22 protein-coding genes are annotated in these 22,067 nt (G+C 65.4%); 6 read left to right on the top strand and 16 right to left on the bottom strand.

Annotated elements, in window-relative coordinates; all coding sequences use genetic code 11:
• Window positions 1-700 precede the first annotated feature (700 nt).
• From Q0817_RS18370 to Q0817_RS18325, 10 genes are all read right to left on the bottom strand, one after another.
• On the bottom strand, window positions 701-1,624 hold the full coding sequence (locus Q0817_RS18370) for a sugar phosphate isomerase/epimerase (protein WP_298591547.1): 924 nt from the start codon (window positions 1,622-1,624) through the stop codon (window positions 701-703).
• A gap of 15 nt (window positions 1,625-1,639) precedes the next feature.
• Window positions 1,640-2,710: a zinc-binding dehydrogenase gene (locus Q0817_RS18365; RefSeq protein WP_298591545.1), complete on the bottom strand. Its 1,071-nt coding sequence runs from the start codon at window positions 2,708-2,710 to the stop codon at window positions 1,640-1,642.
• Between the two features lie 28 nt (window positions 2,711-2,738).
• Window positions 2,739-3,800 (bottom strand): maleylacetate reductase, encoded by a 1,062-nt coding sequence (locus Q0817_RS18360; protein ID WP_298591543.1) that lies wholly within the window; start codon window positions 3,798-3,800, stop codon window positions 2,739-2,741.
• Entirely contained in the window at window positions 3,797-4,711 is a 915-nt protein-coding gene (locus Q0817_RS18355; RefSeq protein WP_298591541.1) for a dioxygenase, read from the bottom strand. Before Q0817_RS18355 ends, Q0817_RS18360 begins: the two co-directional genes overlap by 4 nt.
• Window positions 4,712-4,754: 43 nt before the next feature.
• Window positions 4,755-5,489, bottom strand: a complete 735-nt coding sequence (locus Q0817_RS18350; RefSeq protein ID WP_298591520.1) for an SDR family NAD(P)-dependent oxidoreductase — start codon at window positions 5,487-5,489, stop codon at window positions 4,755-4,757.
• A 52-nt stretch (window positions 5,490-5,541) separates the two neighbouring features.
• On the bottom strand, window positions 5,542-6,585 hold the full coding sequence (locus tag Q0817_RS18345) for an ABC transporter permease (RefSeq protein WP_298591518.1): 1,044 nt from the start codon (window positions 6,583-6,585) through the stop codon (window positions 5,542-5,544).
• 53 nt (window positions 6,586-6,638) lie between these two features.
• Window positions 6,639-8,177, bottom strand: coding sequence for a sugar ABC transporter ATP-binding protein (locus Q0817_RS18340; RefSeq protein WP_298591512.1), 1,539 nt, complete (start codon window positions 8,175-8,177; stop codon window positions 6,639-6,641).
• 59 nt (window positions 8,178-8,236) lie between these two features.
• Complete coding sequence (locus tag Q0817_RS18335; protein WP_298591507.1) at window positions 8,237-9,292, bottom strand: sugar ABC transporter substrate-binding protein; 1,056 nt, start codon at window positions 9,290-9,292, stop codon at window positions 8,237-8,239.
• A gap of 89 nt (window positions 9,293-9,381) precedes the next feature.
• A complete protein-coding gene (locus Q0817_RS18330) occupies window positions 9,382-9,768 on the bottom strand; it encodes a nuclear transport factor 2 family protein (protein WP_298591505.1) in 387 nt (128 codons plus the stop codon).
• Between the two features lie 41 nt (window positions 9,769-9,809).
• The gene (locus tag Q0817_RS18325; RefSeq protein WP_298591504.1) at window positions 9,810-10,610 is read right to left on the bottom strand and encodes an SDR family NAD(P)-dependent oxidoreductase; all 801 of its coding nucleotides are present in this window, start codon (window positions 10,608-10,610) and stop codon (window positions 9,810-9,812) included.
• Between the two features lie 688 nt (window positions 10,611-11,298).
• Here Q0817_RS18325 and Q0817_RS18320 point away from each other — a divergent pair.
• The gene (locus Q0817_RS18320) at window positions 11,299-12,054 is read left to right on the top strand and encodes a helix-turn-helix domain-containing protein (protein ID WP_298591502.1); all 756 of its coding nucleotides are present in this window, start codon (window positions 11,299-11,301) and stop codon (window positions 12,052-12,054) included.
• 315 nt (window positions 12,055-12,369) lie between these two features.
• Here Q0817_RS18320 and Q0817_RS18315 read toward each other — a convergent pair whose 3' ends face one another.
• The 5 genes from Q0817_RS18315 to Q0817_RS18295 all read right to left on the bottom strand — a co-directional run bounded on the left by Q0817_RS18315 (window position 12,370) and on the right by Q0817_RS18295 (window position 17,065).
• Entirely contained in the window at window positions 12,370-13,029 is a 660-nt protein-coding gene (locus tag Q0817_RS18315) for a GntR family transcriptional regulator (protein ID WP_298591500.1), read from the bottom strand.
• 132 nt (window positions 13,030-13,161) lie between these two features.
• Window positions 13,162-13,557, bottom strand: a complete 396-nt coding sequence (locus Q0817_RS18310; protein ID WP_298591498.1) for a universal stress protein — start codon at window positions 13,555-13,557, stop codon at window positions 13,162-13,164.
• 16 nt (window positions 13,558-13,573) lie between these two features.
• The gene (locus tag Q0817_RS18305) at window positions 13,574-15,103 is read right to left on the bottom strand and encodes a GntP family permease (protein WP_298591496.1); all 1,530 of its coding nucleotides are present in this window, start codon (window positions 15,101-15,103) and stop codon (window positions 13,574-13,576) included.
• Window positions 15,104-15,185: 82 nt separating this feature from the next.
• Window positions 15,186-15,956 carry a transporter substrate-binding domain-containing protein gene (locus Q0817_RS18300; protein ID WP_298591494.1) on the bottom strand — a complete coding sequence of 257 codons (771 nt, stop codon included), beginning with the start codon at window positions 15,954-15,956 and terminating at the stop codon, window positions 15,186-15,188.
• Entirely contained in the window at window positions 15,953-17,065 is a 1,113-nt protein-coding gene (locus tag Q0817_RS18295) for a PrpF domain-containing protein (protein WP_298591492.1), read from the bottom strand. The genes Q0817_RS18300 and Q0817_RS18295 overlap by 4 nt, the downstream gene beginning before the upstream one ends.
• A gap of 369 nt (window positions 17,066-17,434) precedes the next feature.
• Between Q0817_RS18295 and Q0817_RS18290 the strand changes: the two genes are divergently transcribed.
• From Q0817_RS18290 to Q0817_RS18270, 5 genes are all read left to right on the top strand, one after another.
• A complete protein-coding gene (locus Q0817_RS18290) occupies window positions 17,435-17,902 on the top strand; it encodes a hypothetical protein (RefSeq protein ID WP_298591490.1) in 468 nt (155 codons plus the stop codon).
• A gap of 146 nt (window positions 17,903-18,048) precedes the next feature.
• Window positions 18,049-18,678 (top strand): hypothetical protein, encoded by a 630-nt coding sequence (locus Q0817_RS18285; RefSeq protein WP_298591487.1) that lies wholly within the window; start codon window positions 18,049-18,051, stop codon window positions 18,676-18,678.
• Between the two features lie 274 nt (window positions 18,679-18,952).
• A complete protein-coding gene (locus tag Q0817_RS18280; protein ID WP_298591486.1) occupies window positions 18,953-19,363 on the top strand; it encodes a hypothetical protein in 411 nt (136 codons plus the stop codon).
• Window positions 19,364-19,455: 92 nt separating this feature from the next.
• Window positions 19,456-19,938: a hypothetical protein gene (locus Q0817_RS18275; RefSeq protein WP_298591484.1), complete on the top strand. Its 483-nt coding sequence runs from the start codon at window positions 19,456-19,458 to the stop codon at window positions 19,936-19,938.
• A 208-nt stretch (window positions 19,939-20,146) separates the two neighbouring features.
• Window positions 20,147-21,142: a PIN domain-containing protein gene (locus Q0817_RS18270; RefSeq protein WP_298591482.1), complete on the top strand. Its 996-nt coding sequence runs from the start codon at window positions 20,147-20,149 to the stop codon at window positions 21,140-21,142.
• Between the two features lie 156 nt (window positions 21,143-21,298).
• On the opposite strand, the gene Q0817_RS18265 is transcribed toward Q0817_RS18270, so the two are convergent.
• On the bottom strand, window positions 21,299-21,892 hold the full coding sequence (locus Q0817_RS18265; protein WP_298591480.1) for a recombinase family protein: 594 nt from the start codon (window positions 21,890-21,892) through the stop codon (window positions 21,299-21,301).
• Window positions 21,893-22,067: the final 175 nt, after the last annotated feature.

Genomic DNA, 22,067 nt, shown 5'->3' with positions numbered 1-22,067 from the left:
ACGATCATGCCGAGGACCGGCCGGTCAGCACCCCTCCATCCTGCGGGACGGACGAGCTAGGAAGAAGGTAACGGGGGCCTCGATGCCGGTTGTACGGATTGGCCGGCTTCTCGTCCGTTTAGGTCATCCGTCACGAGGGGCTCGGATGGCCGATACGCCCGTCTCGGCGGCCGCGTGGCCTGCCGGGCGCCCGCCCGTGAGGTGATTGGATGTCGATGTTCCGCGGGGGTGAGCCGGGCATCAGTGTGGGACAGCGGAGACATCCGTGGTCAGGTAGAGCCCAGATCGTTCCAAACCTGACCCGATGGTCTTTCCTGCCGCCATCAACCTGATGAATCAGTACGCCCAGGCCCACCATGTCCAGGGTCACCATCCAGTTTGGTGGGCCGCTCTCCAAGGCAGCCACGCCTTCTGGCAGGACCATCCCTGGACCCGTTGGTCGGCCGGAGGTCCGTCCGCGCCCGCAGACACGGCAGAACAGTCGGTGGAGGCAGAGGGCAGCACCGAAGACGTAGCCACGGGGAGGATGCCGACGGCCAGCCCGCCCTGACCGCCGAACTTCCTCGGCACCGATTGCTCCTTGAAGGTCACCGCCGTGTCCTGGGAAACCGCGACTTCCCAGGACACGGGGGTAACCACGCTCATGGCAGACCCCGCACCGAGTCCGTGGAACTCATCGCCTGAGGGTTCAGCGTCGAACTCAGAGGGCCCGGGTCTGTTCCTGGGCGAGGAGTTCCTCGGCCTGTTCGAGGCACTTGGTTGCTGCCTCACGGGCTCGGGTCAGAGCGGTTTCCAGCGGGAGCTTGCGGTGGGATTCGGCCAGGATTTCCACGCCCCAGTGGCCACGCCAGCCTGCCTGGTAGATGGTCTTGATGAACTGGGCGGTCTCGAAGTCGCCCTCGCCCGGGTAGAGCCGTTCGTTGATGGTGTCGTCCCAGAGGGAGCCGACGACCTCGGTCTTGGCATCGTCGATTTCGATGATGAAGACCTTGTCCATGGGCAGGAGCGCGGCCAGATCCGTATAGCTGGTCCCGGCACGGCGGACGTGCCAGGTGTCGATGGTCAGGCCGCCGTAGGGGTTGTTGACCTCGTTGACGAATTTCGCCCCGATCTCCACCGTTTTGAGGTTGTTCATGGGCATGGGCTCGAGGGCGACGCGGGTGCCCGCGTTTCCGGCCTGGGTGGCCAAGATGTCGAATTCCCGGTGGAAGGCTTCCTCGTCCACTGGGGCCGGTTCGCCGGTGAGGGCCAGTTCCGCGCCGATCTTGATGGTTTTGGCGCCAAGGACCTCGGCAGCGTCCAGGAGCACGGAACGCCAGCGGTCGGACTCGGCGCGCAGCGCTCCGGACTTCCACCAGTCGGCCAGGAACTCCAGCTCCACGTGCTGAATGCCGTTGTCGTCGAGCAGCTGCTTGAGGCCCTTGAGCCCGATGGTTTCCTGGATGGCCGGCAGGTCTGCGTGGATGAAGCCCACTCCTTGCCAACCGGTTCTCGCCGCGGTCTCGATGCGGGTACGGATGTCGATCGGGCTGGTCTCGTCGCCGCGCAGCGGCGCGGCATCTCCTGCCCAGGTCCAGCAGGAGGCCAAGAGGTCCTTGTTCTCGATGATGTTCGAGGATGCCATGGGGGTGTCCTTGTCTTAGTTTCCGGTGGTAGCGGGGGGCGTCAGGTGGGGGGAACCGTCGGGGGCGAGCATGACCTTGATCTCCCGGTTGGAGTCCTCGGCGCGGGCGATGGCTTCCTCCGCCTGGGAGAACGGCAGGATGGAGGAAACCATCGCTCCGAGGTTGAGGCCGGTGTTGGCGACATAGCGGATGGCGGCGGGCCAGATCCCCACCGGTGCTCCCGTGGAACTGGTGACAGTCAGGTTCCGCTCCTGGAACAGACCGAGACGGGCCGGGACCGGCCTCGGCTTCGACACGCCCATGAGCAGGACCCTGCCGTCGTTGTCGGCGCTTTCCAGGGCTGCGGCTTGGGCGAAGGGGTTGCCCGAGGCTTCGATCACGACGTCGGCGTAGGGGCGCCCGATGGCGGCTTCGGCCGCCTGCACGGTGTCGCTGACCTCCAGGGGGTTGATGGCGGCGCTGGCCCCGAGCTCAAGAGCTGCGGTCCGGCGCCGGTCGCTGGGGTCGAAGGCCACGACGCGCGCCCCTGCCCTGACAGCCTGCACGAGTGCGGCCAAGCCGATGGCGCCCAACCCGTGGATATGCACGGTATCGGCGGCGCTGAAGCCCCCGATTTTCTTCAGACCGTTCACCACGCACGCGAAGGGCTCGATGATGGCCGCGGTGAGCATGTCGACGTTGTCGGGCACATGGAAGCACATGTCGGCCGGAACCGTGAACAGGTCTGAGGCGGCACCGTCGTGGGTGACGCCGAACCAGTCGTTGCCGCCCAGATGCCCGTGGCCCAGGATGCGGTCGCCCACCGCGAACCCTGTGACGTCCGTGCCGACCTGCTCCACCACGCCGGACCATTCGTGGCCCATGACGTGGGGATAGTTGATCTTGAACGTCTCCGGCATCCTGCCGTGCAGGATTTCGAGGTCGGTCCCGCAGATACCGACATACGCGGTGCGGACCAGCAGCTGCGTCGGTGCCAGTGGGCCGACCTTCCGGGTACCGGGAACTGCCGAAATGGTTCCTTCGCTGTCCCTCTGGACAAAGACCGCGGCGACGGCGGTCGTTGCAGGTGCTTGTTGATCAAGCATGGTGGTGCCTCTCACTGGATGTCTGGGGCTAAAGGTCAACGGGGTCGCCGTTGAGCGCGGCGGTGACGAGGGCGCGGATGCCCTCGGCAGTGACCGGACGCGGGTTGGCGTAGGGGTTGCGGGTTGCCTGTCCGACGATGGTGTCCACGTCGTCGTCGGTCAGTCCGAGCTCACGCAGGGACGAGGGGGCGCCCAGGTCCAGGCTCAGCTGGCGCAGGTAGGCGGCCGGGTCCTGGGCTCCGGTGGCCCGCTGGAGTGCGGCGACGGCCTCGGGCGCGTGGGCGGCGTTGTAGGCCAGTGCGTAGGGCAGGACGACGGTGTGCGTCTCGGCGTGGGGCAGGTTGAACGTGCCGCCCAAGGTGTGGCAAAGCTTGTGGTGCAGGGACATGGTCGTCGCCCCCAGGGTGGCCCCGCACAGCCAGGCCCCGTAGAGGGCGTCCGAGCGGGCCTCTGCACCGGTGGGGTCCTCGACGATGAGCGGCAGCGCGTTGACCAGGGCGCGGGTGCCTTCCTCGGCCATGAGGGAGATGATCGGGGACCCGTCCGGGGCGTAGAGGGCCTCGACGGCATGGGCGATGGCGTTGAAGCCGCTGGTGACCGACATGTTCACCGGCAGGGTCAGGGTCAGTTCGGGGTCGTAGATGACGCTGGTGGGCAGCACCTTCGGGTCGCGGCCGGTCTTCTTCTCGCCCTCGGCGGTCAGTCCCCAGATGGGGGTCATTTCCGAGCCGGCGTAGGTGGTGGGCACCGCGATGATGGGGGCTCCGAACTCCAGGGCGATGGCTTTGCCCAGGCCGGTGGTGGAGCCCCCGCCGACGGCGACGTACCCGTCGGCGCCGGCGGCCTGGGCGACCTCACGGGCCCGGTGTGCCGATTCGATGGGGACGTGCATCTCGGCTTCGGGATGCACACCGGCGCTGAGCTCCCCGAGCTGGTCGGAGACGTCCCGGGCCAGGTCCTCCTGGAAGGGGGTCGACAGGACCAGCACCCGCTGGAGGCCCAGGTCGCGGACTTCCTCCGGCAGCGACTTGAGGGAACCGGCGCCGAAGGTGACGCGCATCGGCAGGGCCTGGTACTGGAAGTCCTTCATCGGGCAATCTCCTTGGTCGTTGCGTCGTGGGGGGTGCGGTGGTGGAGGGCAGGGTGCAGGACGATGTCGATGACGCCTTCGACGAAGGGGGAGGCCACTTCGAAGGCGGCGGCCGCCTCGGGATCCGGGTTGGTGGTGAAGGGCTTGACGAGGCTGTGCTTGACGGCGAACACCGCATCCGAGTCGATGTAGTCGCTGTCGCCGACGAAGATGTGGGTGGTCAGTTCCTTGAAGCCTGGTGCGGCGACGATGAAGTGAATGTGCGCCGGCCGGTAGGGGTGCCGGGCGGTCGCGTTCAGCAGGCTGCCCACCGGACCGTCGGTGGGGATCGGGTAGTAGCTGGGCACGACGCTGCGGAAGAAGAACTCCCCGTTGTCATCGGCCGTGAACAGGCCGCGTCCGTTGCCGATGCTTTGGATGCCCGGCTGTTGGACGTCGTAGAAGCCCTTGGTATTGGCTTGCCAGACGTCGATCCGGGCCCCGGGCACCGGATCCCCTGTCACCGAGAGGATCCGTCCCCGGACCACGCACACCTCGCCTTCGCTTTCGGGCGAGATGTTCTCGCCCAGGGTCCGCTCCGGAGACTCGACCATGTGGAAGGGACCCAGCACCGTGGAATCCGTGGCGTCCGGGGTTTCCTCGTCGTTGATGGTCTCCACCATCATCGAGACCCCGAGCACGTCCGAGAGCAGGATGAACTCCTGCCGGACGTCGTCGCACTTCTGCCCGGTGGCGGTGAGGAAGTCGATGGCCGTTTCCCATTCCTCGATGCTGGGAGCCACTTCGCGCACGAAGCCGTGGAGGTGGCGGGTGAGGCTCTCCAGAACGGTCTTGAGCCGCTCGTCCGGTGTGTTTTTGAAACTGTCGATGACGGCTGCGGTGAGCGTTTCAGGCCCCAGGTCCGTGGTCATGATGGGATGTTCTCCTTGGTTCAGGTCGTGCTGGAGGCAACGGTCAGACGTTGGTGAAGCCGCCGTCGACCACCAGCTGGGCGCCGGTGATGTACGAGGCGCCGTCGGAGGCCAGATAGGCGATGGCGTCGGCCACCTCATCGGCCCGGCCCGCCCGACCCATGGGTGTCTTGGCAACCAGTTCCGCGGAGATCGCCTGGTCCTGGCTGTCGGTCAGGGGTGTGGTGATGAGTCCGGGGTGGACCGAGTTCACCCTGATTCCCTGGGTCGCCCAGGTCGCGGAGGCGTTCTTGGTCATCAGTGTGACCGCGCCCTTGGAGGCTTGATAAGCGGCGACGCCTGGGGCACCGACCAGCCCCCAGATCGACGAGACGTTCACGATCGCACCGCGTCCCTGGTGGAGCATCGAGGGTGCCACGGTCCGCATCCCCAGGAACACACCGGTCTGGTTGACCCCGATGATCCGATGCCAGTCAGCGAGGTCGATGTCGGTGATGGAGTCGTAGGAACCCACCAGGCCTGCGTTGTTCACGAGGACGTCGATCCGGGTATGGGCCTGCAGGATCTCCTCCACCAGGGACTTCCAACCGCGTTCGTCGGCGACGTCGAGATCGCGCCATTGGATGCCGCCGGCATTGTCGGCCTGCGGTTGGACGATATCCGCGCCGTAGACGGCCGCGCCCTCGGCGGCCAGACGAATGGCTGTGGCATAGCCGATGCCGCTGGCGGCGCCGGTGACGATGGCGACCTTGCCGGTGAACCGCTGTCCTGAATCCATGGTGTAGTTCCTTGATCTGTCCTGGGTGGGCTGTGGCTGCATCCAGTGTCTTCTAGACGACCCGGCGGGAACGCTTGGAACCGGCGAGGTAGTTGAAGACCAGGGCGCCGAGGATGATCAGGCCGTAGATCGCCTCGATCCAGAACGAGGGCACCTGGGAGAGCACGAGGATGTTCTGGATGATCCCCAGCAGCAGGACCCCGCAGAGTGCGCCGATCATGCTGCCCTTGCCACCGTTGAGGCTGATGCCGCCGATAACGGCCGCGGCGAAGACCGTGAAGATCATGCCTTCGCCCTGGCTGGCCGTCACGGAGGCAATGCGGCCGGTGAGCATGAGCCCGGCAAAGGCCGCAATGATGGATCCAGCGACGAAAACCCCGATGGTCAGCCGGGTGGTCTTGATGCCGGCCGCGGCGGCGGCGGCGTTGTTGCCACCCATGGCGTAGAGCTTCCGGCCCACGGGATGGCTGCGCATGAAGACGGTGGCAGCGGCCAGGATCAGTGCGAACAGCCAGATCTGGATGGAAATGCCGAACCACCGGGTGCTGCCCAAGGCCAGGAACTCCGGCGGAAGCCCGGAGAGGGTCTGCCCGCCGGACAAGCCCATGGTCAGCCCGCGCAGCAGGATCAGCATGGCCAAGGTGACGATGAAGGCGTTGAGCCTGAGCCTGGCGACCAGGGTGCCGTTGAGCAGGCCCACGACGATGGCCAAGACGAACATCACGGCGAATGCGGCCCAGGCCGAGAAGCCCCAGCCCGACCCCCCGGCGGCGGCCGGAAGGACCAGCCACACGGCCAGCATCGGCGCCAGCCCGACCACGGATTCCAGGGACAGATCGAAGTACCCGGAGATCAGAATGATGCTCTCGGCCACGACCACGATCCCCAGCACGGCCGAAGTCACGAGGATGTTGTTGAGGATGTTGTTGGCCGTGAGGAACTGCGGGGACATGAGGGCCCCGACAATCATGGCCAGGGCGATGACCGGCAGCAGTGCCAGCTCGCGCGCCCAGTTCGATGAGGTGATCGATCTGCCAACCTGTGCGGCTCGCCCCCGCGGCGGCGTGCCCGTAAGGGTGGGGGTCTGCGTGGTCATGGTGGGTTCTCCTTGCATTTCCTGTGTACGTCGCCGGTGGGTGGTTATGGTCGTCATGCCACTGCCTCTTCGGCTCCCTGGACGGCCCCGACGAGTTCCCATTCCTCGTAGCCGGCTGCCAGTTCGGCATGGACGGTGCCCTTGTACATCACGACCACACGGTCACAGATGGCCAGATCGTCGTCGTCGGCGGAGACGATCAACAGGGACTTGCCGCTGTCCCGGAGGGACTGCAGAGATTCGTAGATCGACTCCTTGGCCGTCATGTCGACGCCGGCTGTCGGATGGACCAGCACGAGGGTGTCCGGCTTCGAGGCCAGAGCCCGGGCCAGAACGACCTTCTGCTGATTGCCTCCACTGAGTTCTTCGACCGCCTGGGTCGGTCCGTCGCATTTGATCGCCCAGGTGCCGGAGAGCTCGTTGAACAAGCGGCGGCGTTGTTTGGTATTGATCAGCCCGCCCGCGCTGCGCAACCGGTCGACGATCGAGAGGGTCGCGTTTTCTTCCACCGACATTTCCGGCACATAGCCGTTGAAGTGGCGGTCCTCCGGCACGAAGCCCACGCCGGCGTTGATGGCGTCGATTTCATCGCCTGTACCCAGGGGCTTGCCCTTGTGGAGCATGGTGCCTGCATCCATCCGCAGCTGTCCGGCGATGGCCTGGGCCAGCTGGACGTGTCCCGCCCCGTCCAATCCGGTCAGTCCGACACATTCGCCGGCGCGCACGACCAGGTCCACTCCGGAGACCCGGTGGCCGACAGAGGCACCTGATACCTCAAGCACCACTTCTCCGGGTTCCTGGCGCTGTGTCAGGCGGGCGTGTTCGTCCTTGTCCCGGCTCTTGGCGGATGCTTCCTCGTCGGTGACACCCGCCATGACGTTGACGATCTTCTCCACCGTCAGCTCCGATGTCGGGGCTGTCAGCACGTCCTTGCCGTCGCGCAGGATCGTCACTGAGTCGCAGACCTTGAAGATTTCCTCGAGGTGGTGCGACACGTAGATGACGGTGACACCGCGCTCACGCAGACTGTTGATCTGGGCGAACAGTTCGTGCGAGCCGCCCTCGTCCAGCCCGGCCGTCGGCTCGTCGAGCAACAGGATCCTGGGGCCCCTGGAGAGGGCCCGGCAGATCTCCACGATCTTCTTCTCGAGAGGCTCGAGGTCGGCGACCGTCCGGTCCGCGATGTGTTCGTAGCCCCATTCCGTGAGCTGTTCCACGGCGGTGGAGCGGATGGCCTGCCAGTCGACAGGACCCCACTTCTTGCGCGGATAGGCTCCGAGGCTGATGTTCTCGGCGACTGTCAGGTCGTTGACCAGAGTGCTCTTCTGGTAGACGCAGGCAATCGAATCGGCGCCTGCACCGTCCTTGACCTGGCCGTCGGTTCCCTGGATCCGGATCAGGCCGGCGTCGGGCCTGACCAGGCCGGTGAGCATGGCAATCAGGGTTGACTTGCCTGCACCGTTGCGGCCCAGCAGAGCTCTCGATTCCCCGGGACGAACCACGAGGTCGGCACCGGCAAGGGCCTGCGTGGAGCCGAAGGCCTTCCGAAGATCGCGGATTTCAATGGCGTAGGTTGGATCCGAGGTGACCACCGTGGTCGTCCTTTCTAAAGGGGGCGGTCCTGGGGTAGAGCTGCCGGACTCGTCCGGGCTCATTCCTTGTTGCCCCACAGGGACTCGTCGTCGACGTTGTCCGTGGTGATGACCGGTGAAGGGAGCATGTCCGCCAGGTTGCCCTTGTACTCGACGATCTCGCTGTCGTGGTCCGTCGGCCCGACCTGGTATTCCTTGCCGGCAATGGCGTCCTGCAAGTAAGAGACGCCGTACTTTCCATAGAGGTCCACCGGCTGGGAAACCACCGCGTCGATGTAACCGTCGCGGATGCCCTGGAGCGAGTCAGGGGAGCCGTCAATGGTGACCAGCGGCAGGTGTCCGGGCTCGCCGGCCGGAACCCACTTGCCCTGGTTCTGCAGAACGGTCTGGACACTGGAGAGCATGACGGAGTCGCTGGCCAGGAACACGGCATCGACATCGGAGGTGCTCAGCACCGTCTGCGCCTGCCTCACGGCTTCGGCGGACTCCCAGTTGGTGTCCTTGGAAATGATCTGGACGTCCGGGTACTGGGACTGCATGCACTCGTTGAAGCCCTTGTTGCGGTCAAATCCGGAAGTGGTCGACAGGGCGCCGTGGAGTTCGAGTACGGTGCCGCTGCCGCCGATCAGCTCCCCGATCTGCTCGCAGACGCTGGTGCCCATCGCCACGTTGTCGGCTCGGATGTTCATGTAGACCTCACCGCCGTTGGCGGCGGTGTCCACGGTGACCACCGGGACGTCGGCCTGGTTTGCCGCCTGGATGGCCGGCACGATGGCGTCACTGTCACGCGGGATGGTGACGATGCCCTCCACTCCCTGGGTGATCAGGGTGTTGAAGTCGGTGACCTGCTTGGCGGGATCGCCCTCGGCGTTGGAGGGCGGGAGCATGTTGAGTCCGGCATCGCCGGCTTCGGTCACCACGGAGTCGACCAACCCGGCGGTGAACGGGTTGTCGAGAACGCCGGCAGAGAAGCCCACGGTAGCGGCTTCCCCGTCCCCGCCGTTGCCGCCTGCGCTACCGCAGGCCGACAGGAACAGCAGGCCGGTCGCCGCACCAGCGGCGGTGGTCAGACGGAGGTACTTCTTCAGGGAGGGTCCCTGGTGGTGATGGTTCACGGTAACTCCTGATAGGTCAAAGTGAATGCTGAATGGATCGTGCCGATGCGAGTGCGCCTGGGTGGGCGCTGGGGCGATCGGAGAGGTGGTCAGCCGGTGGGTTTGGGGGTGGGCCGGTAGGCCAGCAGCTTCCACGCCTCGTCCTCCCGCACCCATACCGCCAGCGAGGTGTTGTCCAGCTGCACGGGACGGCCGTGGATGTCCAGATCGGCCTGCATCTCTCCGATCACCAGACCCACGTCGCCCACGACGACGATGTCGCTGACCGGGTGCTCGATGCGGTGATAGCGGTAGAGGCCCTGTGCGCACTTGTCCAGGTACGAGGCCAAGGTGTCCCGCTCCCCGTTGGAGTGGAAGTAAACGAGCTTGTCGTGGCACAGGCGGGCGAACGAGTCGAAATCAGCGTCCAGAACGGCTTGGTATCTCTCGTCCTCAAGGCGTTCGAGCTGGCCTTCTGCGGTCGTGGGCTTGTTCATGGGTGATCTCCAAGAAGGGTCTCGTGATGGGGCCGCGGGCATCAGATGATGCTGCGGATGCTGCCGCCGTCGACGCCCCAGACCGATCCGGTCACGAAGCTCGCCCCGTCGCTGCATAGGAACGTGATGACCCGGGCCACCTCCTCGGGCCGGCCAAGGCGCTGCAGCGGCAGCTGGCGTTGTTTCATCTCGTGCTCTACTGCCGCTTCCGGCTCCATGCCATAGGCGGCGGCCATGGTCTCGGCGAAGCCTCCCGGCTTAGTCCAGAACGGGGACCAGATCGGCCCCGGAGCCACCGCGTTGACACGGATTTTCGGGCCTTCTGATCGAGCCAGGGACTTCGTCAGTGCCAGAACCGCCGCCTTGCTGGCTCCGTAGTCCACCGGCATGGCCTCGGGCTGGCGGGCCAAGTCAGAGGCGTTGTTGATGATCACCGGTGCTGCCGACTGCCGCAGCACCGGAAGGGCCAAGCGGGTCGTGCGCACATAGCTCATGAAGTTCAAATCCAGCGTGCGCTGCCAGTCCTCGTCGGTGAGCTCCTCGAAGGTATGGATGGCTCCTGCCCCGACGTTGTTGATCAGCAGGTCCAGCCCATCCAGCTGACCCAGAGCGGCCGAGACCTGACTGGCGGTAGCGGCCGCATCAGTGAAGTCCACCTGGACAGTCCGGACAGAGCCAGACATCCCCTGGGCGTCACCTTCGAGTGCCTTGAGCGCCGCCTCGTCGATGTCAAGGGCGGCAACCGTGCAACCCTCCCGCACCAGCTCCAGAGCCGTAGCCCGGCCAATTCCCGTACCAGCGCCAGTGACTAGCGCCTTTTTCCCCGACAGACCCAGATCCATGGCTAGTCCTTCCGTTTTCTCCGCAGAGAGCGGAGTAGTGTTCTGCATCACTTTCGCCTTGTCCATGAGCGTAAAGTGACACTCGCCATACTGTCAACTACTACGTGACACTGGGTTTACAAGGAGGTCAGAAGCAAGTCGCTTCCTCGCTGCACAGGGCCCAGCGTTCCTCGGAGCAGGTAGTGGGATGCGATTGGCACCGCCAAGCCGGACGCCACAACATTTTGGGCGCGGAGCGACCTCACTAGGCACGACAGTGGAGGAACCGTTGGATCCAGGAAAGCCAGGCGTGAGCAGGAGATGAGTACCGGTGCCCCAAGACCCCTGTCGGGGACTTCGCGTCCCCTTTCCGCTGCCGGGAGCGGCCGGCGCACTACGCCCCCTCACTTTGGGGGGTACGCCCGTGCTGACCCTCAACAGACGTTGGAGCGATGCCCGCTGCCGGCAGCACTCCCCAGGAGTGCCCGCCGTGCACCATAGTTGGCTGTTCACCAGCCTTGAAGCGCCTTGTCAGCTCCAGGAATGCCAGCAGTGGAGGCACTCCGAGCAGCAGTGGTTGCGAGCAGGGTGAAGTGGACACGCTCGGCAAGGAGGACCACGTGTGTAGCATTGGTTTACACTTGGTGTAGAGCGTGGCAAGTAGAGCACACGTGCCGTGCCGAAGATGGATCACCCGAGGAGTGCCACGATGAGCCAAGCAGCTCACCCGCTAGTCAATGGGCTCGCTCCTGCCGCCCTGGGCTCCCAGTTGCGGGATGCCCGAACGCAGAACAAGATCTCGCTACGAGAGCTCGCCCGTCGCGTGGGCGTTTCCGCCAGCTTCCTCTCACAGGTCGAACTGGGCAGAGCGAAGCCTTCAATCGGTACCCTCTACTCCATCGTGTCGGAACTAGGACTGTCCCTGGACTCGTTGATGAACGAGGAGGACCGCCAGCCCTCCCCGTCGGAGCACACGGTGGAACGAACACGCCTGCGCGGTCGTATCCCCGGCCTCCAGCGCGCCGAGGACCGACCGGAAATCAGCATGTCGGGGGTCCGCTGGGAGCGACTGACCGAACAGGACGACCCACTGGTCGAGTTCCTCCGAGTCACCTACACGGCAGGCAGTGAATCCTGCCGGCCGGACAGCATGATGCGCCATCCCGGATGGGAGTACCTGCACATCCTGTCGGGGCGCCTGGATGTGCAGGTGGGTTTCAACGGGGAAACCATGGAGCCCGGCGACAGCCTGAACTTCGACTCCAACACTCCCCACCGACTCAGCAATCCCTATGACGAGGACTGCGTCGCGCTGTGGGTGGTGGTGGGACGCCAGGGCTTTGCCCACCCCATGGACCTCGCTGGCAGGAACACCGTGCAGGACTCCTCAACCGTCACCGAACTGGCCGTGCAGGGCCATTTCAGTTCTTCGGCGCCGGCGTCCGCGCCAGACGCTCACGGGTAGAGGCGGTATCAGCGGAACGCTTCCTCGGATGCTCGTCCCGGCCACTCCGTGCCGACCAGTGCCACCCAAGCCACAGAACCATCCCATCTGCTCCTCGCAATTGCTAAGAGCCTTAAAAATGGAGAAGGGGCCTGCTACACGATCACCTGACATCTCAGCTGGCTTGATGGCTGCTATCGAGCCATATGTAAAGCAGGGCACTGTGGCGGGCTCGACGTCACTCGAGGCCGCGGCTACGCCTCCATCGTTCCCCCTATGGCGCGGGACCGGCCTGTTACCACCTACGGGTGCGGCAGAGTCGAACGAGCGGCCGCCTCATGCTGGGTCGGCGTTGATGGCGCCGATTGCCTCATCGCGGGCACCGAGGACGTGATCAAAGGCGAGATCACGGGCGTGTGTGGGGTCGCCGGCGGCAATCGCTGCGACGAGCTGGCGGTGCTCGGCCAGTGCGGTGTCGCGTCGTTCTTGTGTGCGGTTGGTGTAAGCGCGGTAGCGCTGCATCTGGTTTCCGATCTGCTCGTGGAAACGTATGGCCCACGAGTTGCCGGCGATCGTATTGATGCGGGCATGGATATCCCCTCCCACCTGCATGGCATCCTCGGCGAAGTGCACCAAGGCGGCGTTTCGCTCGAGGAGGGCTTCCAAGCTGGCGATGTCGTCGGTGGTGGCGACCTTGCAGGCCTGGGCCGCCATGAGCGACTCGAGGGAGGCCCGGACCTCGTACAGCTCGGCGATCTCTTTTGCCTCGAGCTTCGGCACCACCACGCCGCCGGTGGGCAGCGAGTCGAGGAGGTTCTCCGCCAGGAGCAGCCGGACGGCTTCACGAAGCGGAGTGCGACTGACCTGCAGCTCGGTCGCGAGCCCGGGTTCGTACAGACGCGTACCGGGTTCGATCTCGAGTTCCAGAATGCGCCGCTTCAGCTCGGCGTAGACGAGTTGTGCCCCCGAGGTCCGCACTGCCTTGCTCTGCGTCATTGGACCAGCCTACCCGGCCGTGAACTTGTATACAGCCGGGTAGGCATGGCGGGCTAGGTCAATGGTGGTCAGTGGCATCGACTTCGATGGGCGCGTTGCGCGGTAGGTTTTTGACCTCCACGATGGTGCGGGCTATGCCTGAGGTTTGACCAGCAGGATCGGAACTTCGATGTCCAGGATCAGGCGCTGGAGATCGTGGCCGAAGAGCAGCTTGCCCACGGTCGAGCGGTGGTGCATGCCGATGACCACGGTAGAGGGCTTGAGGATCCGCACCCGGTCCACCAGGGCCTCGATGTGGTCTCGTCCTGGCGAGATCAGCTCCGCTCGCCACTGGGTTTTGGCATCGATTTGCCGCTTCAACTGGTCTTCGAAGGCTCGGGCCTCCAGGCCCGACGCCGTCGGGGCGTCGCTTCCGGAGCCGGTGGCGAGAACGACCAGGAGCTCGTCGCGTTCGCGACTGAGGTCCTGAGCGGCGGCCAGGGCCGCCGCGTCGTCCCGTGAGGAACGCTGGATCGTGATGATAGGCATGGGATCTCCCTTCGGGTCAGAGGCTGGCGAGGATGTACAGGACCGTTGCGAACAAAGATGCCCAGACACCGATCATCGTTTTCACGATCGTCCAGGTCTTGAGCGTTTGGGTCACGGTCATGCCGAGCAGTCGGCTCATGAGCCAGAATCCGGAGTCGTTGACGTGGGGCAGGATGCCGGACCCGCCGGCCATCACCAGCACCAGCGCAGCAAGCTGGACAGGGTTCGGGTCGGAGGCGGCGATGGTGGCGCCCATCAGACCTGCCGCCGTCGTGATGGAAACGGTGGTGCTGCCGACAGCGGCGCTCATGATCGCGCAGATCAGGAACAGTGCGGCCGGAAGCGGAAGCCCACTGGCGTCCAGGGAGCCGGCAACGGCGTCGCCGATGCCGCTGGTCTCGAGCACGACGGCGAACATGCCGCCGGCCCCGGTGACCAGGATGACCGAGCAGACCGGCTTGAGGGCGTTGTCGAGCATGTCTTCCAGGACCATCGATCCGACTCCGCGGCGGGTGCCGAGGACGTAGCTGGACACGACCACCGTGATGAGCAGCGCCATCGGGACCGAGCCGATCAGCCCGAGCACCTGAACCCACTGGGCGTTCTCGTCGAGAGTGCCGGTGCGCACCAGCATGGCCGACCCGGTGTTGAGCAGAATCAGTACCAGCGGCAAGCAGATCAGCGAGACCAGCACGCCCAGGCGCGGCGGCGCCACCGTGGTGTCGACGGACGCGACGGCCTCGGTCCGGGAGTCAAGCAGTGCCACCGAGCTCGCCCCGCCCGTGCCGGCACCCGGCGTCGCCGCATCGTCGCGGTCGGCGGACTCGCGGCTGCTGGGGGCGGGGCCGGAGGAGGCATAGGGGGTGTCGACCTGAGGGCCCCCGGTGAACGCTTCGGGTACCGGCAGCATCAGTCGACGTCCCATCCAGGTCGCCAGCAGGTGCCCACCCAGGTACCACGACGGCACCGCAAGGATCAGCCCGAACATCATCACCAGTCCGATGTCGGCTCCCAGCAGGATGCTGGCCGTGGTGACACCCGGGTGCGGGGGCATCAGCATGTGCATGATCGACAGCGCAGCGGCCGGGCCGAGGACATAGGGCAGGATGCTGCCGCCGACGCGTCGCGCAACACCCAGGTAGAGCGGGAGCATCACCAAGAACGCGGCGTCGAAGAAGATCGGGATCCCGAAGACCAACGAGGCGAGACCCAGAGCCAGCGGCGCTCTCTTCTCTCCCAGTTTCCCGACCAAGGTGTCGACCAAGACCTTGGTGCCGCCGCTGAACTCGATCAAACGGGCGAACATCACACCGAAAGCGATGAGGAAGGCGATCTCGCCCAGGGTCTCCCCGAGCCCGCCCAAGAGCAGGTCCATGATCGATCCGGGCGGAATGCCGGTCGCGAAGGCGGTGCCGACGCTCACGATCAACAGTGCGACCACGGCGTGCAGTTTTACCTTGAGGATCAAGAACAGCAGGACTGCGATCGCGCTGGCGCAGATCAACAACAGGGGAGTTGTCGCCAGCGGCTCGAACTCGATGTCCATGGGACCTCCATCGGAATGGCCTGCAGGGCCGTGGTGACCGCGCAGGGAAGAAAACTGGGAAGAGCAGTGAAGGATGAAGAATTCAGCGCGCCGGCGGCGCGACGGTTGCTTGTGCGCCGCTGCGGCGCAGTTCTCGGTGGACGAAGCCACTGGATTTCAGGAGCTCGACCTGCGCAGCGACTGCCCCGACGATTTCGGCCGGAAGGCCGCGTCGCATGCCGACCGCCTGCCGGATCTCCATGAACGGCGGCTCCAGGACGTAGTGCCCCTGGGCTGTGGCGTACTCGGTCAGGGGCTGGCGGATGCCTGCGCATACCGGCAGGTCCTCGTCCTCGAAGACCTCAGGGACCTCGGGTCCGCGGACGATCTCGGCCGCGGCCACAGTGCGGGTGAGGTACAGGTCGTAAGCCGATCCGGTCCGCACCCCGATGCGGACGCCGGGAGCATCCACCTCGTGCGCTGTGTTGAACCCGGCGTTGGCACGGGCGATGTAGATGCCTTCGATCAGTGCGTAGGGGGCGGTGAAGACCACCCCGTCCTCGCGGGCCGGCTCGATGGCGAGAAAACACAGGTCCACCTTCCCCGCGGTGATGGCACGATAGGCGTCGCGGGCCGCGAGGACCGACGCGATCTGCAGCGGTGCTCCCAGCCACCTCGCGAGCTGGTGGGCGATCCCGACCGTGACTCCTCGGGGCGCCTTGGCGGTCCCTTGGGCCAGGACCGGGTTGCCGAGGTTGATGACGACCCGCAGCACGCCCGTGGGGGCCAGCGCTGACCGGACCGAGGCAGGCGCCATGCTGCGCGCCAGCGGGCCGCGCTCCTCGCCCGGACAGTTCGACTCGCCGGTATTCATCGGACCGCGACCTGACCGCGCATCAGCGGGCGCGCGGTGCGGAACAGGGAGGCGCTCACGACTTCAGGCAGAGCGCCGTGAGTGCGCACCGCAGCACTGGAAACGACGACTCCTGACGGGGTGGCAATGCGCAGTTCATGGCCGGCACCCGCGGACAGATGCTCGACCAGGGTCCCGGCGATGTTGGCCGCGGCGGCGGTGCACAGAGCGGCCGTTCCGGGAATCGCGCGATGAATCGACTCCATCGACACGACGCGAACGACCACATCGCAGTCCTCGGCAGCGACCTGCCGGCCGTCGAGCAGCGTAGTGGTAGCGGGCGCCGCGACCATGGCGACCTTGGGTACGGCCAGCGGCGCCTCCTCAGGTGCCCGGCACATGCCCATGGCCACCGCCGCGGCACGACGGATCCGGTCGAGTGAGGCCATCACACCGGCGTCGGCATCAAGGCTCTCCGGGGACTCTCTGCCAGTGACGCCGATGTCACCGGCGGCGACGAAGACCATGGGCGTGGCGACGTCCACCAGTGACACCTCCACCTCGCGGCCGTCGAGATCAAGCCTGTCCACGGCATGGCCGGTCGGCAGGACCGCACCCGTCTTGGCGCCACCGGGGTGGAGGTACTCCAACTCGATGGGTGAACCGGTTCCCGCGACACCGGGCAGCACGAAGTCACCGTCGGTTTCCGCCAACCCGCCGGTGACGCACAACTGGACGGCGATGAGCTTGTCGGTGTTGGTGTTGTGGAGGACGACCCGGGCCGGGCCGTCAGCTTCAACAGTGTGGATGCCGGCCAGGAGCGCGAAGGGAACCACCGCGGAAGAAAGGTTGCCGCAATTGCCCGAGTAGTCCACAACAGCTTCGCCGACCGCCACTTGACCGAACGTGTACTCGACGTCGGCGTCGGGGCGGTGGGACGCGGCAACGCTCACCACCTTCGACAGTGACGAAATCCCGCCTCCCATCCCATCGAGCTGGCGCCCGAACGGGTCCGGGGACCCCAGGGCACTGGTGAAGACCGTGTCACGCTCGATGCCGACAGCCGGAAGGTCACGTTCATCGAAGAACACGCCCTTGCTCGTCCCACCGCGCATGAAGGTCGCGTTCACCCATCGGGCCATCGGGGACCTAAAACTTGTATACATGTATGCATTGTGACTGCAGGCACACTCAACGCGCAAGCCTGCGCCCGTAATCCACCGTTTCGTTGCGCGACTACAGCCAGCTCGTCACGACCTCCCGATCCCCACCAGCCCCATCCCTGGCCTTACCGGCGCAATCCTCAGGCTGCTAACGGGCCATATGTAAAGCGAACGCGGAGGAACCTATTCTGGCCGCGCCGGCGCCAGTCCCCCTGCACCCCATCAATCCATGTGTGCAGTTGCACATGTGTGTCTGGTGGGAGGCCGTCTCCGCCTGGTAGGCAGAAGTAGCGGAGCAGCACCTGCGCAGCCAGGGGCATACGGACAGGGGAAAGCATGCAGAACACCAGTGAGATCACCATCGTGGTGGCCTTCTTCGCGCTGATCGTCGTGTGCTCGGTATTGATGTACGGCCACCGCCTCCTCGCCCAGCGCCTGGTGAACGACCCGGAAATCCGGCCGCAGCGCAGCGTGAACTTCGCAGCGTTCTGGCCGTTGATCGTGCTCGCCACCGCCTTCCCCCTGATGGCCTTGCTGGCCCCCTTCGGCGTCGATGAGGAACCAGCTGGCCAGTGGATGATGGTGGGCTTCTTCACCATCGCGGTGCTCTGGTTACTGGTGGTCCGGAAGTGGGACTGGTACCTGCGGTATGCCACGAACACGATGTTCGCCGTGACGGGCGGATCCCGAGAACACGGAGAAACCCCTGAGATGTACCGTGACGCCTTCCAACGAGCCCTGCCCTGGGCCACCGCCCTGATGGCGGTGGCGTTGGCGGCTTCCCTGACTCGAGCGTTGATCTAGCGCTGCCCGAAAGCGCAGGCGATCCGCGCTACGTCGAGGGCCGTCCCCTCGCAGGCATCAGAAAGACGATGCGCAGGACGTGTCCCCGGACACTGACCCCCGGAGATCGAGAGCTGGTTCACCACGACAGCGGCAGGAGAAACATCATGGACGGCACCAGGGACCGGCGCACCAAGCAGGTACAGCTGCTGTGCGGACTCCTGGCCATCGGGATGGGCCTGGTCTCCGTCGTAGCGAACTGGCCCTACCTGCTCGGCACCACGGGCCAGGACCGCTGGGCGGCCTGGTTCGCGGCCGCCTCCGGGGCGGCGGCCATCGCGGTCGGGGCGTGGCTGCTGCGCGGACCCCGCAGCCACGGCAAAGCCCTGGTACTCACCCGCCGACAGTGGCGGTACGGATTCGCGGCCGTGATGGTGGCATTCCTCGCCGTCCTGATGGTGGAGGCCCTCAGCCTCACGCAGCCGCAGGTAATGACCGCAGTTCCGTCGCTGCTGGTGATCACCTTTCTCCTGCAGCTCTTCGTGGTCGAAGGCAGCGAGGAAGACCACGTCGTGGCGTTCAGCGAAGCCCAACACCGGACCTGGAAGCGTGGCATCGCCGGTCTGATGACCATCGGCCTCCTGGCCATCGCCGGCGCCATCGCACTGGCCGTAGCCGGCAACCTGATCGGCGCGGGCTTCCTGATCCCCTTCGGGGTGATCTTCCTGATCTTCGCCACGATGATGAGACGCCAGCTCATCCGACGTCGAGACAAAACTCCGCCCAAGGCCCACTGAACACGGATGCGTGACAACAAGCCGAAGCACCTTCGGAACCCCTACCGCAGCGCCAGCATGTCTGGGGAGTGAAACAGGCGGCAACGCATAAGAGGGGAAGATGCGCGGAGGGCAACCCCTACCGCAATGCGGCTCGTCGCGGAGTCCACCAAGTCTCCATCAGTCTCTGGGCCTGTGGAGCTCCGCTCGTCAAGACTCTCGGTAGGTCCCCACAAGTGTTCATTCTCGAAAGCGAACCACCCCGGTAGCGTGGCAGATAGGCAGGGAGGGGCCCATGAACTATCGACGCATGGAGGCCACGGCGCTGCTCGTCTTCGCTGTCTGTGCCGCGGTGCTCGGGTTGGCCACCGCGTGGTTCGACCTCACGGAGACGCAGGCCTTCGTTGTCTGCGCCGTGTACTTGATCGGCGGGCTACCGGCGATTCTCCATCTGCACTTCATCGCCAAGGCTCAGCGGGACTCCTCAAGGACAAGGAATCGGCCCAAGTCCGCGAATCTCCGATACGCGTTGTGGGCTCCACCCGTGGCCATCTGGGTCGTTCTCGCCGTGCGCGCTGACGACCCAGTGACGAGATGGCTATGGGCCGGGGCTGCGGGTCTAGCCGTGGTCGCCATCGCCATCGACTGGTGGCTGCGACACCGGGGAAAGAACACCCCACGCGCAGAAGGGGCCGAGAACACTTAGGGACTCGTACTCCGGACATCCGGAGCTCCACGATGTGCCGCGAACTGCCATCGCAGCTCTCGAGCACAAGACGTACCACCAGATGGGGGAAGATGCGGAACTACTTCTTCACGGTCGCGATGGGGCTGTGCGTCCTGATTGGGGTCGTGAGCCTGGGAACCACCAGCAATCCAGGAACGGCGTTGATGGCGCTTTTCGCGGCCACGCTGGGCTTGTTCGGGGTGGGGTTGGGGCTCTATCAGATCCGGGCTTCTCACAAAGCCGGCCGGACCCTGTCCATCTTCGGGCCCCCTGCCGGCCTGGAGGTGTATCAGCGGCGGGGACCACGCCACGGGACGCGCGGGGAGAATTGGTTCGGTGTCTTCATGGGCACCTGGATTGCCGCCTCGTCCCTGTGGCGCCTGGACGATGGGTGGAATGCTCTGGACATGATCTTTTTCAGCCTCGCGCTGGTGATCGTCCTGGTGTCTATCGTCCGCCTGGCCCTGCTCCGTCGGACCAAGCAGACCCCGCAGGCCACGTCGCACTCCACGACAGCACATACCTCCGGACACCCCGACAACCCTCACGACTGACACCGCTTTTAGGCGGGCGAAGAAGACCTTCCCTCGCGCCGCCCGATTCGGTTCCACGCTGCCGGGCGGCGAGGGCCCCATGTCGATCTCACCGAGTACTAGATAGATGGTGCCGAAGCTGTAGCGATGCACCGCCTTGGTTCTCAGGACGGGGCTCAGGCGTGCCGAGCATCGCCCGCGGAGGCAACACCCCCCGTAGGCTGACCTCGTGCTGCACCTCCTCATCGACACCTCTACATGTCTCGACCTTGCGCAACGTCGAGACGGGCAGCGCTGGATCCTCGCTCTGCGGGTACTCATTCGTCAGGGAGAGGTGAAGCTGCTGGTTCCGCCCGTGATCATTGAAGAATTCGACCGCAACGAAGCCCGCGTGCAGGCGGCAATGACGTCCAGCATCGCGGGCCGGTTCAAGCAGATCCGCCATGACCTCGTGACCTACGGCAGCGACGACGATGCTCACGCCATGGAGGTCATCGAAAACCTCGGCCGGCACCTCCCACTCGTCGGCGCGATGACGACCCGCAACTTCCGGGAAATCCATGAGCTCCTCGTCGCCGGTCAGATCGTCGAGCAATCCGATGCCGAGACGACGCGCGTCGTCGAGCGCGGGTTGAGAAAAGCCGCGCCATTCCACAGCGGGAAGAACAGTGTCGCCGACGCCGTCATATTCGAGCTCTACCAGACCGCTACACAGGGAGCGGACCTCGCGGAGCACCCGCACGCCTTCGTCACCACCAACCACACCGACTTCTCTCGGGCGTATGGCGATAAGCGGGAGCCGCATGACGACATTGCGAATGCGTTCGACGGAACCGGTAGCCGCTACGCCCTCGGGGTGGACGGCCTCGACATGGTCCTGCGCGACCACTTCGGTGAGGAAATCGAGGAGCTCTTCGAGGCGACTGACTTCCAAGAAGAGCCCCGTCGGCTGGACGACATCGTCGCCGCGGAGAAGGAGATATTCGACCGCATCTGGTACCACCGGTCCTTGCAGACCGACTACCGCGCCGAACGGGAAGGGGACGCAGAGGAGCTCGAGCGCAACCAGGCCATCGCCGGCCCCGGCCGTGCAAGCGTTGAGGCTACCTATACCGAGCCCGGGCAACTCGGGCCGTACACGGACTTCGAAATCGGGATGCTGAACGGGAAGATGAGCGCGCTGCGGTGGGTACTGGGTAGCGAGTGGGACTTCCTCGACACCTGATGCGCCGTACGTAAGCCGGACCTCGAGCGGGCCCGGATGCACCCATGCGGATCTCAGGCAACCAGGCGTGTGGTTGTCATTCCCGTTTACCCCGCGCGATGAAAAGCCCGCACAGGTGCGTCATACGCACCACGGTGTCCACAGGTAACGACGGACTCAGATGGTCGTCGCTTGCGGCAGCTCCCTGATCCGCCGGTAGAGGGTGGCCCGGGACATCCCGAGGTCGCGGGCGACCTGGGTGGCCGGCTCCCCACCGTCGATCAGTCGGAGGGCGTTGCGGATCTGGGAGTCGGTGAAGGTCTGGCGCCGACCGCCGAGGTCCTTGCCGGCGGCCCTTCGTTTGGCCACCGAGTCGGTGATCCGCTCCCGCTTGATCTCCAGCTCCATCTGGGCCAGGGCGGCCATGACGGTGAAGACCATCGAGCCCATCGGGGTGGCGGTGTCCACGTCTCCCCCACCAAGGTTGAGCACCCGCAGCCCGGCGCCTCTCCCCCGCAGTGCTTCGGCGAAGGTCAGCATGTTCTGCGTCGACCGTCCCAACCGGTCCAGCGTCGTGATGACCAGCGTGTCACCCTCCTCGAGCGCAGCGACCGCCCGGTCGAACTGCGGGCGTGACGCACGACCTCCAGACACTCCACTGTCGACATAGATGTCATCGCGCCGCACACCGGCATCCAGCAGGTCAGACACTTGACGGTCCGCGTCCTGCTGCCGTGTCGACACCCGGGCGTAGCCGATCAACTTCCCCATGTCCACCTCATTTGTCTCGCAACTGACGTTGAGTATCGAATTCTAGGGGCATGAATAAAGCACATAGCTACGAGACAGGCCGACCCGCGGAAACATGCGTGTGAACCGCAACGATAAGTGGCGGCGTTCTGACGGAGCTAAATGGCGGCATCGAGGTCTTGTCTCCCGATCGGAT

Origin of the sequence: uncultured Kocuria sp., from assembly GCF_947500125.1 — a bacterium.
Taxonomy (GTDB): Bacteria; Actinomycetota; Actinomycetes; order Actinomycetales; family Micrococcaceae; genus Kocuria.
The sequence above is the reverse complement of the archived record's forward strand: the minus strand, read 5'-3'. Positions and strand labels throughout refer to the sequence as shown.